14 protein-coding genes are annotated in these 13,440 nt (G+C 59.9%); 1 reads left to right on the plus strand and 13 read right to left on the minus strand.

Going from position 1 to position 13,440, the window contains the following annotated elements; all coding sequences use genetic code 11:
• Window positions 1–52: 52 nt before the first annotated feature.
• The 11 genes from DW913_RS07240 to purF all read right to left on the minus strand — a co-directional run bounded on the left by DW913_RS07240 (window position 53) and on the right by purF (window position 10,330).
• The gene (locus DW913_RS07240; RefSeq protein ID WP_055285378.1) at window positions 53–676 is read right to left on the minus strand and encodes an AAA family ATPase; all 624 of its coding nucleotides are present in this window, start codon (window positions 674–676) and stop codon (window positions 53–55) included.
• Window positions 677–846: 170 nt separating this feature from the next.
• The gene (locus DW913_RS07245) at window positions 847–1,485 is read right to left on the minus strand and encodes an amino acid ABC transporter permease (protein WP_117798085.1); all 639 of its coding nucleotides are present in this window, start codon (window positions 1,483–1,485) and stop codon (window positions 847–849) included.
• A 3-nt stretch (window positions 1,486–1,488) separates the two neighbouring features.
• On the minus strand, window positions 1,489–2,235 hold the full coding sequence (locus tag DW913_RS07250) for an amino acid ABC transporter permease (protein WP_035136546.1): 747 nt from the start codon (window positions 2,233–2,235) through the stop codon (window positions 1,489–1,491).
• Window positions 2,236–2,260: 25 nt separating this feature from the next.
• The gene (locus DW913_RS07255) at window positions 2,261–3,136 is read right to left on the minus strand and encodes a transporter substrate-binding domain-containing protein (RefSeq protein ID WP_082435536.1); all 876 of its coding nucleotides are present in this window, start codon (window positions 3,134–3,136) and stop codon (window positions 2,261–2,263) included.
• 8 nt (window positions 3,137–3,144) lie between these two features.
• The gene (locus tag DW913_RS07260) at window positions 3,145–3,876 is read right to left on the minus strand and encodes an amino acid ABC transporter ATP-binding protein (protein ID WP_022094215.1); all 732 of its coding nucleotides are present in this window, start codon (window positions 3,874–3,876) and stop codon (window positions 3,145–3,147) included.
• Window positions 3,877–4,235: 359 nt separating this feature from the next.
• On the minus strand, window positions 4,236–4,679 hold the full coding sequence (locus DW913_RS07265) for a GatB/YqeY domain-containing protein (RefSeq protein WP_006235801.1): 444 nt from the start codon (window positions 4,677–4,679) through the stop codon (window positions 4,236–4,238).
• A gap of 54 nt (window positions 4,680–4,733) precedes the next feature.
• Window positions 4,734–5,957, minus strand: a complete 1,224-nt coding sequence (locus DW913_RS07270; protein WP_117798086.1) for a peptidylprolyl isomerase — start codon at window positions 5,955–5,957, stop codon at window positions 4,734–4,736.
• Between the two features lie 135 nt (window positions 5,958–6,092).
• Window positions 6,093–6,557, minus strand: a complete 465-nt coding sequence (locus DW913_RS07275) for a PTS sugar transporter subunit IIA (protein WP_117778667.1) — start codon at window positions 6,555–6,557, stop codon at window positions 6,093–6,095.
• 152 nt (window positions 6,558–6,709) lie between these two features.
• Window positions 6,710–7,411, minus strand: coding sequence for a phosphoribosylglycinamide formyltransferase (purN, locus tag DW913_RS07280; RefSeq protein ID WP_117798087.1), 702 nt, complete (start codon window positions 7,409–7,411; stop codon window positions 6,710–6,712).
• Window positions 7,401–8,504 (minus strand): phosphoribosylformylglycinamidine cyclo-ligase, encoded by a 1,104-nt coding sequence (gene purM, locus DW913_RS07285; protein WP_055251557.1) that lies wholly within the window; start codon window positions 8,502–8,504, stop codon window positions 7,401–7,403. The genes purN and purM overlap by 11 nt, the downstream gene beginning before the upstream one ends.
• Before the next feature lie 155 nt (window positions 8,505–8,659).
• Window positions 8,660–10,330: an amidophosphoribosyltransferase gene (gene purF / locus DW913_RS07290; protein ID WP_117798088.1), complete on the minus strand. Its 1,671-nt coding sequence runs from the start codon at window positions 10,328–10,330 to the stop codon at window positions 8,660–8,662.
• A 286-nt stretch (window positions 10,331–10,616) separates the two neighbouring features.
• Between purF and DW913_RS07295 the strand changes: the two genes are divergently transcribed.
• Complete coding sequence (locus tag DW913_RS07295; RefSeq protein ID WP_117798089.1) at window positions 10,617–11,846, plus strand: putative ABC transporter permease; 1,230 nt, start codon at window positions 10,617–10,619, stop codon at window positions 11,844–11,846.
• Between the two features lie 90 nt (window positions 11,847–11,936).
• On the opposite strand, the gene DW913_RS07300 is transcribed toward DW913_RS07295, so the two are convergent.
• Window positions 11,937–12,353, minus strand: coding sequence for a molybdenum cofactor biosynthesis protein MoaE (locus DW913_RS07300; RefSeq protein ID WP_117798090.1), 417 nt, complete (start codon window positions 12,351–12,353; stop codon window positions 11,937–11,939).
• Window positions 12,354–12,420: 67 nt separating this feature from the next.
• Window positions 12,421–13,419: a class B sortase gene (locus tag DW913_RS07305; RefSeq protein WP_117798091.1), complete on the minus strand. Its 999-nt coding sequence runs from the start codon at window positions 13,417–13,419 to the stop codon at window positions 12,421–12,423.
• Between the last annotated feature and the right edge of the window lie 21 nt (window positions 13,420–13,440).

The following is a 13,440-nucleotide window of genomic DNA, read 5'->3' on the forward strand; positions in this document are numbered from 1 at the left end:
GTCCAAGTTTCGGGGCGCAGTTCACTGTCCCCTTTGTGGTGGTTTTGGTCGGTTAGTCTTCGAGCTGCGCTACTTTGTAGCGGTAGGCAGCGGCGATAACGTCTTTGCAGCCCTCGCGGCCCAGCTTGGCGCGGTTGACGACGATGTCCTTACCGCTCGTCATCTTCCACTTTCCGGCACTGTAGCGCTTATAGAACGCCTCGCGCGCCTTCTGCTGCTGCTTGACCAGCTTGGCGCCCTTCTTTTTATTAAGGCCACGCTTCTTGCGCACAATCTCGACGCGGTCCTCAAAAGGAGCGGTCACCAACACGGCAATGTGGTTGGGGTTGTTACGCAGCAGGTAATCGGACAGGCGGCCTTCGATAATGCAGCTCTCGGTCTCGCCCAGGTCCAAAATCACCTGGCTCATCTTCTGGAACAACTTGTCCGAGTACGAACGCGCGTCGTAGCGGTCGGGCAGGAACGCCATGTTCTCCACGGCCAGACGCTCGTCGTAGGCGGCCATCTTGTCGAGCGACTCGCCCGCGCGCAGCGACGCACGTACCAGCAGCTCGTTATCGTACAGCGGAATCCCCAACTCGTCGGCAAGCATGCGGCCAATCTCGTGGCCCTCGGCGCCAAAGTCGCGCGCGATGGTAATGACCACAGGATTCTTCTTGTTCTCCAGATCGCTCATCGCGATTCCTTTCTAACAAATGAGAAAAGGCAATTCCTGATTCCCATTTTGTCACTTACGACCGTCCTGGTTTCCCAAGTGCGGCAGATTGCCCCGAAAGAGGAGCGCCGCGTACTAAATGTACGCAAGCGACGATTGAGGGGCAAGGTGCCGTGCTTGGGGAAGCAGGACTATGCGGCCACGATGCGGCGTTGATATGCCCTCACCAGCAGCGAGATACCAAAGTTGAGCACGAAGTACATCGCAAACACCAGGCCGTAGAGCATAAGCACCTGCGACAGGTCGATCGCGTGGGCCATCACGACGTTTGCCGTGTACATGAGCTCGGCCACGTTAATGCCCGAAAGATACGAGCTGTCCTTGATGACGGTCGTGCACTGGCTAAACAGCGCCGGAATGATCGTCTTAAATGTCTGCGGCAGAATGATGTAGCGCATGGTGGCAAAGAAGCCAAAGCCCTGGCTCTGCGCTGCCTCAAACTGGCCGCGCGGAATCGAGTTGAGGCCGCCGCGCACAATCTCGGCCATAACAGCGCTGGTAAACAGCGTAAAGGCGATGGTCGAAATCACAATGTCCAAACCCTGCACCGTAAAGTAGATAAACAGGATCCACAGCAGGTTCGGCGTGCAACGGAACAGCTCGATGTAGGCACTCACCAAAATACGAAACGGGCGGGGCGCATAGCTTTTAACGAGCGCCAGCGCCGTGCCAAAGATGAGCGAGAAAAAAATCGACAGCGCCGAGATCTCGATCGTCTTAACAAAGCCGCCCCAAATGTAGAGCAGGTTGGTCGCGTTGAAGATTTCCATGCGCTAGGCCTCCTCTACGTTGTCGAGCCCCAGCTCGGCGAGGCTCACGCCGCGCGGACGCTCCTTGGAGCGGCGCTCGAGCCACTGCACCAGCATGGCGAGCGGAAAGCAGATGATGAAGTACATAAGGCAGCAGACGATGTATCCCTGCAGGTAACCGTACAGGCTCACAAAGTTGTCTGAACGGTACATAAGGTCGCCGCCGGCCACAAGCGCCAGCACCGACGTGTTCTTGACTAGGTTGAGTGCCTGGTTACACAGCGGCGGCAGAATGATCTTGAATGTCTGGGGCAGCACGATGTACCAGTACGCCTGCGCACGGGTGAAGCCCTGGCTCTGCGCCGCCTCCATCTGACCGCGCGGAACCGCCTCGATACCGGTGCGGATAACCTCCGAGATGTAGGCCGCGTGATACAGGCCCACGCCCAAGAAGCCCAGCACGAACGGCGCGATGCGCACCGGCTGGTCGGCACCGGTTATGGCCTGCAAAAACTGCGGACCAGCCATGTACATAAAGAGCACCTGCACGGGCAACGGGGTGTTCTGGTAAAACTCCACGTACACGCGGCTTATGGCGCGCAGCACGCGCGAACGGGTGGTAGAGAACACACCCAGCAGCGTGCCCAGCACCAGCGACAGCAGCAGACCGGCAACGACCACCTGTAGCGTCACGCCAAAGCCCTCCCAGAAGGGCCCCATGTTTTGAAATGTCGTCGACCAACGGTCGGCGTCAAATAATCCTTCGAGCATTTGATTCCTTCCTTGGACGATGCGCCTATACAAGACCCCAGGTCTTGACCTCTTGGTCGAGCCAGCCGTCGGCCAGACGATCGCAAATCACCTGATCGACCACGGCCGAAAGGTCGCAGCCCTTCTTGGTCGCCACGCCGTAGCCCTGCTCGCCAAACTTGACCTCGGGCTGCAACAGCTCAACGGTCTCGTTCATGTAACCGGCCAGCGTGGAGCGGTCCATGGCAAAGACGTCGATATTGCCGGCGTCGAGCGAACTCTTGATGATGGGATAGCCACTAAAAGCCCTAAACTCGGGCTTACAGCTAAAGCCGTTGTCCTTGATCATCTGCTCGATCAGGCCCTGCGTGGTGGCACCCTGGCTCACGCCGATGACCTTGCCGTCCAGGTCCTCAATCGAGGTAAAGCCCGAACGCTTCTTGACCATGAGTCCCACGTAGTCGGTGCGGTACGGCGTCGAGAAATCCCAGCTCTTCTTGCGCTCGTCGGTGATGGTGTAGGTCGCCGCGACCACGTCGAGTTGGCCGTTATCGATCAGCGGGCCGCGTGTCTTGGGCGTTACGTCGGTAAACTCGACAAGCTCCTGGGCACGGGCTTCCTTGTAGCTCACGCCAAAGACAGCGGCGGCGATCTGGTAGCACAAATCGACTTCCATGCCCTCAAAGCGGCCTTTGGCGGTGTCGTAATAGCCGTAGCCGGGAACATCTTTCTTGACACCGGCATTCAGATGGCCGCGCGACTTGATGGCCGCAAGCTTGGATCCCTTGTCGGAACCCTCGCCGCTGGTGGAGTTGCCGCAACCGGTGAGCGCGGTCCCCGTCAGCGCGAGCATGCCGGCGCCCGCCAGCTGCAAAAAGTGACGGCGCGACACGGCCGCCCTCGTCATATCCGTCATGTCCATCACCGCGCCTAGTGCAGAATCTTGGACAGGAACTCGCGGCAGCGCGGGTTCTCGGGGTTATCGAAGAAGTGCTCGGGCGTGCCCTCCTCCAGGATGCGGCCGTCCTCCATAAAGATGACGCGGTCGGCCACCTGGCGCGCAAAGCCCATCTCATGCGTCACGCAGATCATGGTGATGTCCTCCTGCGCAAGCTCAATCATAACGTCCAGAACCTCCTGGACCATCTCGGGGTCGAGCGCCGAGGTCGGCTCGTCAAACAGGATGATGGGCTGCTTGGTACACAGGGCACGGGCGATGGCGATGCGCTGCTGCTGACCACCCGAGAGATTCTGCGGATACTCGCCGGCCTTATGCGCCATGCCGACGCGCTTGAGTGCGGCGATGGCGATCTCGGTCGCCTCCTCCTTGCTCTTCTTTTGCAGCTTGATGGGCGCGAGCGTCAGATTGCCGAGCACCGTCATGTTGGGATACAGGTTGAACTGCTGAAACACCATGGAGCTGTACTTGCGAGCCATCTCCAGGTGATTCTTTTTGGTGAGCGGCGTACCGTCGATGACGACCTCGCCCGACGTAGGCTCCTCCAGATAATCGACGCAACGGATGAGCGTCGACTTACCCGAACCAGAAGGCCCGATCATTACGAGCTTCTCGCCGCGCTTGACGGTGAGGTTGATATCTTTGAGCACATGCAGGTCGCCAAAGTACTTGTTGAGATGCTTGATCTCGATCATGTCTGCCATGAATGTCCCTTCCCTGCGTTTACACGAGTTGAACTATTGTACGGAAAGAACCACGTTTCCGCAGCCCACGCTACATCCCCGTAAAGAACCCGCAACCTTCCGCCCACTCATTGGGCACAGACTTAAATGAGTACCCCCCGTGGGTACTCATTTAAGTCTGTGCCCAATGAGCACCGAAAATAATACAACCGCCCTTGTTGAGCATAAGTCAGCGAAAACCCGTACACGCGAGCAAGGTGACGTGAAATGAAAGGGCGCAGACCTTATGGTCGCGCCCTTGAAATTGAACGTCAGATTGCTCGCGTGTACGGGTTTGCAGCGTCGAGCCGTTACGCGGTTTGGTAAAACCGCGTAACAAATTACGCGAGTTTGGCTCCAACGATCTTTGCTGCTGCCGGCTTATCAAAGTTGCCGCCAGTGGCCTTACCCAGAGCGCCCATGACCTGGCCCATCTGCTTCTTGGACGTGGCGCCCAGCTCGGCGATGACCTGCTCGATCAGGGCCTCGAGCTCCTCGCCCGAAACCTGCGCGGGCAGAAGGCTCTCCAGAATCTTGACCTGCTCGGTCAGGTTGTCGGTACGCTCTTGGTCGGTGCCGGCCTTGATGGACATCTCCAGCGTCTCGCTCGTCTGCTTAATCAGACGCTTGATCATGCTGTTGACGTCTTCCTCGGTCACATCGCGGCGCTCGTTAACCTCGATATTCTTCACCTCGGCCTTGACCTGGCGAATGATGGACAGGCGAACCTTGTCCTTAGCCTTCATGGCCGCGATCATTTCCTTCTGCAGCTCTTCGTTGGTCATCTGCAAATCCTCTCTAATAGCGTGGGCGGCACTCGCGCGAGCACCGCCCCATGATTACTCAGTCGTCGACGAATCGTCGGTCGAACTCTTGGTAACGCCCTTCAGACTCACGTTATAGGGTACGTCCTTGGGCATGGGGTTGACGGTGATGTCGGCATCCTTCTTGTACTGCTCCAGCCACTCGCTGTACGCAGTGCTGGCCGCTTGCGTCTTCACCACGTTGGAGACGTACTTTTTGATGGCCTTGGGCACCTGGTTGATGTCATCAACCTGATTATCGACATGGAAGTAGTCGGTGCACTTGATGATGTGGTAGCCATAGGTCGACTCGATGACTTCGCTCACGTCGCCCTTGTTGAGCCCCTCGAGCGCCGTCTGGTAGCTGTCGACAAAGGTGGTGAGCTTATCCCAGCCCACATCGCCCTTCTTCTCCTTGGAACCGGTGTCCTCGGAGTACTGCTCAACGGCGTCCTCAAAGCTCAGCTCACCGGAGTTGATCTTGTCCAGGCACTCCTGCGCCTTGGCCTTGGCGGCAGCCTTGTTCTCGTCGGAAGCGTCGGAATCAACCTTGATCAGGATGTTCGACGAGCGGCGGGCGTCGTTGTAGCTGGACAGGTTTTCGTTGATGTAATCGACGATCTCGCTGTCCTTGGGCTTGCTCGTGGGCGCGACGGCATCCTTGAGTTTCTGCTGCGCCAGACTCTCCTTGAGCGAATCCTTGTAGGTATCCTCGGTATAGCCGTAGGTCTTGAGGGTCTTCTTAAAGGCCTTGGCACCGCCCGCGCTCTTGCAGGCGTCCTTCCAGGCCTTCTCGACCTCCTCGTCCGAGACGGTCACGCCGTTTTCCTTCTGCGCTTGCTGAAGCAGAATCTGCTGCGTGTAGGAGTCGATGAGCTGCTTGCGATACTTCTTGGGCGTGAGGTCGTTGTCGACCAGGTACTGCGCCCAGTCTTTGTCCTTGGTGTAGCCGTAGGACGTGCGCATGCTCATGATCTGCTTGGTCACGGTGTCCTCGGTGAGGTTGGTGCCATTGATGGTAGCAGCCACGCCGCCAGTGAGCTTATAGCCCGAGCTGGCGCTTTCGGTCTGCGACATCAGGCCGGAGCACGCCATGGCCGAGACGGAAAGCAGCATCGCTAGTACGCCGATGACCACTAGGATAATCTTGACGGTCTTGGACACATAGGTCTTGCGCTGCTTCTTACGAGAGCTGGAGGCGGCGCGAGCCTGTTGCTCGGGCGTCGGCGCGGCCTCGGGGTTCTTTTTCTTATTTGCCATGTTTGGCCTTTCGCATAACGAATCGAACAAACGCCATTGTGTCACAACGCAGCCCCCGCGGCACGCTTGGTGCATTGGGGACAGGTTAATCTGCACCATTTTGGTGCAAAGGGGACAGCTCTGGCAGCCGGCACCTTAGAAGTGACGGCGGATAGCGTCGACCATGCCCTGCGGCGTGGTCTGGCCGAGCACGTCGGCTGCGGCATCGGCGTCCATAAAGATGTTCATGAGCGCCTGCAGGGCCTCGACCTGGCCGCCCGGCTCGGCGATGCCCAGATTGATGACGATCTGCGCCGGCACCGGAGCGCCCATGCCAGCCATAGCGTTAAATGTCACGGGCGCGGCGGGCTTCACCACCGCGATATAGGGCTTGGCCACAAACCCCGGATCGGTATGCGGAATGGCAATGTTTGCCGCCGGCATGGCAAGACCCGTGGGATAGGCATCCTCGCGCGTGCGAACGGCGTCGAGCCAACCGTCGGCAATGTAGCCGCGCGGAGCAAGCTCACTCTCGAGCTGCGCAAACACCTCACCCGGCGTCGCACACTCCCAATCAAAAAACACCAGCTCAGGCGTAAACAGCGCTTCGTTATCCGCCATGCGCTCACCTCTCTCACCTAGTCACCTGCGACGTTCTTAAACGACTAGTCATTCAAGAACGTCGCGGGTGACCACCCAAAACAAAAGGTGGTCACGCGCGCCTTGGCGCCAATGACCACCCTGACCACTCAACTAAATTGTACTGTGCGCCGCTAGCCGCGGGGCGCATCAATTGCGACCTTGCCGCTCTCCAGCACGTGGACGCGGCCGTCGGCGAGCATCTGCACGACCTCGGGATACAGCACGTGCTCAATCGCGTGGATATGCTCCTCGAGCGTGTCGACGTCCCAGCCTTCCTCGACAGCCAGCGCACGCTGGGCGATGATGGGGCCGTTGTCGTAAATCTCGTTGGCAAAGTGCACGGTCACGCCGGTCACCTTGACGCCACGCGCAAACGCATCGTCAATCGCATGGGCACCGGTAAAGCTCGGCAGCAGCGCCGGATGCAGGTTGACCACGCGATTGGGGAACGCCGCCAGCAGCGGCGTGTGCACCATGCGCATATAGCCGGCCATCACCACGTACTCGCAGCCACGTTCGAGCAGCTCATGCGCGATGATCTCGTCAGCCGCGATGGGGTCGGCGTAGACATCCTTGGACAGTGTGAGCGTCTGGATGCCCGCGCGCTCGGCGCGCTGCAAACCCTTAGCCGAAGGACGGCTCGACACCACAAGCTCAATCGAGGCGTTGAGATTACCAGCGGCGATCAGGTCGATCAGTGCCTGCAGGTTGGTACCCGAACCGCTGATGAGCACGCCGATCTTGAGCGGCTCGGCCGTATCGGTGCCGGTCGGACGGGTGTAGGGCACAAAGTCCAGGCCCTCGGCAGCAGCCGTCTGCTCGTTAGCGCTCATCGGAGTACACGACCTTACCGGAACCCTCGACGCACTCGCCCACGCGGAACGGCTTCTCGCCCAGCGCGACCAGGGCCTCGGTAACCGCAGCCTCGTCCTCGGGGGCGACGATCAGGCACAGGCCAACGCCCATGTTGAAGGTCTTGCATGCCTCGTTGGGCGCGAGCTCGGCCTGGCGCGACACGTAGGTGATGACGGGCGGAACGTCCCAACCCATCTCGGCACCGTTGCGGGTGACCACAGCGTCGACGTCGTCGGCGAGCGCGCGGTTGAGGTTCTCAGTAATACCGCCGCCAGTGATGTGGGCGATAGCGTGCACGTTGGCGCCGCCGCGCAGCAGCTCCAGAATCGGCTTGACGTAGATGCGCGTGGGGGCCAGCAGGGCGTCGGCCAGCGAAGCGCCACCGAGCTCCTCGAGCGGGCGGCTCAGTTCCTCGGCCTTAGCGGCGGCCTCGGGCGTGCCCGGCTTGATGCCGTCGACGCCGATGACCTTGCGCACGAGCGAGTATCCGTTGGAGTGCACACCGGTGGAGGGCAGGCCCAGGATCACATCGCCGGGGCGGACGTTCGCGGGGTCGAGCATCTTGGGACGATCGACAACACCCACGGTAAAGCCGGCGAGGTCGTAATCGGCGGGGGCCATGACGCCCGGGTGCTCGGCCATCTCGCCGCCCACGAGCGCGCAGCCCGCGAGCTTGCAGCCGTCGGCCACGCCCTTGATGATCTTTGCCATATGCTCGGCCTCAATGTGACCGATGGCAACGTAATCCAGGAAGAACAGCGGCTCGGCGCCCGAAGCCAAAATGTCGTTGACGCACATGGCGACCAGGTCCTGGCCCACCGTCTCGTGGCGATCCATGATCTGGGCGAGCACGAGCTTGGTGCCCACGCCGTCGGTACCGCTGATCAGAATCGGGTCTTCCATATCCTTAAGCGCGGCGGCCGAGAATAAGCCACCAAATCCACCGATACCGCCGATGACCTCGGGGCGGTTGGTGTCCTTGACCATCTGCTTAATAGCGTCAACGGCGCGGCCGCCCTCGGCGGTATCGACGCCGGCGTCCTCGTACGTCACATGCTTGCTGTCGCTCATCTGAGCCTTCCTCTCCCATTACCGTGGCGCCGCGCAGGCGCCAAACGGTGCTCATAGTTGCGTTCATTTCGGCGCGCCATAACAGCACGCGCCGTCATATCAACAAAACAGCAGGTAAAACCTACCATAATAAACCTGTCCCTTTTTGGCAGGTTTTAAGCCTCGCCGTGCCTCTCTTCCCAGCTGCGGTCGTCGTATTTCTCGACCACGGCGTCGTCGTCAAAATGCAGCGGTTTATCCAGGTTGCGGGGCTTAAAGCCCTCCATGAACTTGTCGCGGCCAAAGCTCTCGGGAATCGCCACGGGGTAGCGGCCGGTAAAGCACGCATCGCAGTAACCGCCCTTGGGCATGACCTTAAGCAGGCCCTCGACCGAAAGGAAGGCCAGCGAATCGGCGCCGATGTACTCGCAAATCTCGTCGACCGTCTTGTTGGCGCTGATGAGCTGCGACTGCACGTCGGTATCGATGCCGTAGAAGCACGGCCAGATGACCTCGGGCGAGTTGATACGGATGTGAATCTCCTTGGCGCCGGCGTTACGCAGCATCTTGACGAGCTGCACCATGGTGGTGCCGCGGACGATGGAGTCGTCGATGACGACCAGACGCTTGCCCTCGATGTTGTCGCGCAGCGGGTTGAGCTTCATACGCACGCCCATGGCGCGCAACTCCTGCGTAGGCTCGATAAACGTACGGCCCACGTAGCGGTTCTTGATAAGGCCCTCGCCAAAGGGAATACCGCTCTCGTGCGAATACCCCTCCGCAGGCGGCAGGCCGGAGTCGGGCACGCCGATGACCAGGTCGGCCTCGACAGGCTCCTCATGTGCCAGCTGACGACCCATGTCGTAACGGCAGGCATAGACGCTCTTGCCGTTCATGATGGAGTCGGGGCGGGCAAAGTAGACCTGCTCAAAGATGCAGTTGGCGGGCTCTTCGGCTGCAGGCACGCCCTGCTCGGATACCAGGCCCTCGGCGCTGATGCGCAAGATCTCGCCGGGACGGACGTCACGGACGTACTCGGCACCCACGATGTCGAGTGCGCAGGTCTCGGAAGCAACGACCCAGCCGCCGGCGCGCGTGACACGGACGGCGGAGTCGACCGTCGCGGCGCCGTCCTGCGACGGCAGCTGCGAAACGGCTGCGGCATCGGCCTGGTCCAGACCCTCGTCCACCAGCTTGCCCAGCACGAGCGGGCGAATGCCGTGTGGATCGCGGAATGCGTAGAGCGCCTGCTCGTTGATGAGCGTCATGGCGTAGCCGCCGCGCACGAGCTCCATGGTCTTGCGAATACCCTCGCGCAGGTGGCCCGTACGCTGGGTAAAGTAGCCGATAAGCTTGGTCGCGACCTCGGAATCCGAATTGGAGAGGAACGGCACGCCCAGCTCGATCAGCTGACGGCGCAGCTCGTCGGTGTTGACGAGGGTGCCGTTGTGCGCGAGCGCGATAATGACGCTATTGATGGTAGAGAGGTGCGGCTGAGAGGCTTCCCAGCTCTTGGCGCCGGCAGTGCCGTAGCGCACATGACCCACGGCCAGCTGGCCGGAGAGCGTCGACAGGTCGGCGTTGGAGAACACGCGGTCGAGCAGGCCCAGATCTTTGCGGACCATAACCGTGCCGCCGTCACCCACGGCGATTCCAGCCGATTCCTGGCCACGGTGCTGCAGCGCACGCAGGCCAAAGTACGTCAGTCGAGCCACGTCGCGATCGGGCGCCCATACGCCGAAAATGCCACATTCCTCATGCAGCTGGTCGGAGTCCGGATCATACGTCGACATGGTGTTCACCTGTCCCGCGGCACGCTCGGCCGCGCGGATGGTTTCTTGAGACATGGTATCCCCTCAGAGCCTCGTATTTTTGGCGTTACCCGCCTTATTATACGCACGGCGCGACGTGCTCCCCAGCGCATGAGCAGCGCTTTTTAAAAGCCCACCGAGCTAATAATCAGTTTTGTTGCCAAACATTTTATCGGTCTGTCCAGTGTAAGTGCCCGCGCCCCCAGATGGCCGCCGCGTCCGCCGTTGGGGATTACAAAGTTGCAATTGGGACGTTCATCCTGTCTTTTGGCAGGTCGGCGGCGTATCCTTATAACCTACAACAAAGCGAGAAAGGTTCTGTATGGATCGAAACGAACTCGACCCCAGCGTCCCCAGCGCCACAGAGGTCAAGAAGATTCCCCTCATCATTAAGGTGTACGCCGTCCTGTGCATCCTTTCCGGCGTGGGCACGCTCCCGTCAGTCGCTGCCTTTATGTGGCAGGTCATCACGGCACTTGTTAACGGCAACGCCACCGAAAAGCTCGGCGATAACACGCTCGTCGCAGTCGGCCTTATCGTCGCCGGCATCATGCTCTCTGCGGCAAGTGCCGTCATCCTAATCATCTTTGGCCTGGACCTTATCAAAAACCAGCGCCGCAACGCCGCCCGCCTGTCCTACATCCTTATTGCATTCACGGTCGTCGAGCTTTTGGTCGACGTGATGCTCCAGGGCATCGGGCCCTTCCTGCTGCGTCCCGCGATCCAGCTCGGCATCCTTGTTGCACTTTCGGCAACCGTCGACCCCACGCTGCGTCAGGAGCGCGAACTGCAGCGCCGCCTGCAGGAGATGCTCGACCGCGACGCCGCCGCCGAGGGCATGCTCGGCCGCGATGAAACCGGCGAGGGCTACATCAAGCTCAACTACTTCAACCTGTTCTGGGTGTTCTTTGTCTGCTGCATACTCGGCCTGATCGCCGAGGACATCTGGCACATGACGGTCGACGACCCGGGCGTCTATCAGAACCGCGCCGGCATGCTGTTTGGCCCCTTCAGCCCCATCTACGGATTTGGCGCCGTGCTCATGACCATGGTGCTTAACCGCTTCTACAAAAAGAACCCCATCATCATTTTCCTGGTGAGCGCCCTGCTCGGCGCCAGCTTTGAGGTGTTCGTGGGCTGGTTTATGCAGACCGCGTTTGGCGTGGTCTCGTGGAGCTACTCGCACATAACGCTGTTCGGTTTGCCCGATCCGCTCGTGGTCCTCACGGGCGGACGCACCTGCACGGGCTTCGCCTGCCTGTGGGGCCTGGGCGGCCTCATCTGGATCAAGCTGCTGCTGCCGAGGCTGCTTAAGTTTATCAACAAGATCCCCTGGAAGAGCCGCTACTCGGCCACCGTCATCTTTACCGTTATCATGCTGGTCGACGGCGTCATGACGCTGCAGTCGCTCGACTACTGGTACCAGCGCGTTAACGGCACGGAGCCGGACATTCCCGTCGCACAGTTCTACGGAGAGCACTTCGATAACGAGTACATGGAAAACCGCTTCCAGAGCATGACCATGAGCCCCAAGGATGCGACACGCGTATAGCGCTCACCGCGCCCAAAACGCAAAATGCCCGCCGGTATCACACGTACCGGTGGGCATTTTTATAAACGATCCTTCTATCGACGCAATCCTCTATGCCTCGCGCTCGACCTCACTCACGCATTCGTTCTTGATGGTGCCAACGAGCGCCTGCAGTGCATCGACCACGTGTGGGCGAATGTCCCCGCCGATAAGCACGAGCATGATGTCGTCACCTACGGAAAGCTCGCCGCTTGCCAGCCACACGCGCACATAGCCGATACCCGGCATCGCGCGCGTGGCCTCGATGGCGGCCTGTACCTTGCTGGCGTCGTAGCCAAACACCATGCCGCCCACCTTGTGGCCCGGCGCCACGCCATCGGTCTCGACTCCGCGCACCTCGGCCTTGGGCGTCGCACGCACCACACCGTTGTGTGTCAGATACATACCGCACGCAGGTGCCGACGAATCGGCCTTGGCCTCGCGCAGCCAAGCATCAACCGAAGGCATCGTTTTGCCATTCTCGAGCATTATTTCTCCCTTACCGTCGTCGAGTAGCCAATTTGGAACGGGGCTTTTTTAGCTACTCTCGAACAACTTATTCCTCGACCGGCGTGAGCACCATGACAGCACGCGTGTTGCTCAGCGATAACGAACGACAGGTCACAAGCGTTACGACCTTGGTTGCCGAGGCGGCGCGATCGGTGGCATCACTCGCCACGGCAGAGGCACCGTCGAGCATCTCGGACAGGTAGTTCTTGAGCCCGTCGTCGCCCTCAAAATTGGGCGTGCGCGCCTTGGCATACGTGTCCTCGACAACTTTGGTCGCCAGTGGTCGCAGCTTATACGTAGCATCCCGTGTGATGTAATACACGAACTCGATGCTATCGAACGTCGCCTGATCAGTGGTGTCCGAAATCACATTGAACATCGATCCGTCGTTCATATGGTGGCCGTAAATCGTGGTCTGCTGGTCAACCATTCCCGGCGCGGTATCGTCGCTGTCCAAGAAGATCGCACCCGATGCATTGGACGTACCGTCAAACAGCGTGTTGAGGTATTTGGAGTTGTTATTGGTCTGCACCACGGGATAGTTGATGTTGGTTCCCGGCACGTAAATCCAACCCACAATCTCGGGGTTCGTCTGAGCAAGCGCATCAAAGTCGATAATCGGCACGCCGCTGGCGTCCTTATCGCTTACATATTGCTTCTCGATTTTCTGGTACGAATCGCTCGCCTGCTTATAGCCAATCTGGGCATTAATAAAAATAGCGGCGGCGGCGACAATCAGACCGATACCGATGATGATGAGCAGAATGGGAATAATGGAGTGGCGCTTTTTGCGCGGCGGCTCGGTGCGATCCGACGGCGCGGCATGCGATGAAGACCGGGGCGGCTTCTTAGCGGAGCTATAAGACGAAGGACGATATGCGGCCGGCGCGTCCTGTCGACGATGGGACGTCGGCGTTACGGAACGCGGCGCGCGCGGCTGCTGGGGAGAGGATGTCCGACCCTGCTGCGCCGCATGGGCGGCACCCGGCTTCGACGGATCGGGAATCTGAGAAGCCTTGAATCGTTTTCCCTGATAATCGGACATGGCTCTCCTTATACTGCGGCG

Source organism: Collinsella sp. AM42-18AC (assembly GCF_003467965.1).
Classification (GTDB): domain Bacteria; phylum Actinomycetota; class Coriobacteriia; order Coriobacteriales; family Coriobacteriaceae; genus Collinsella.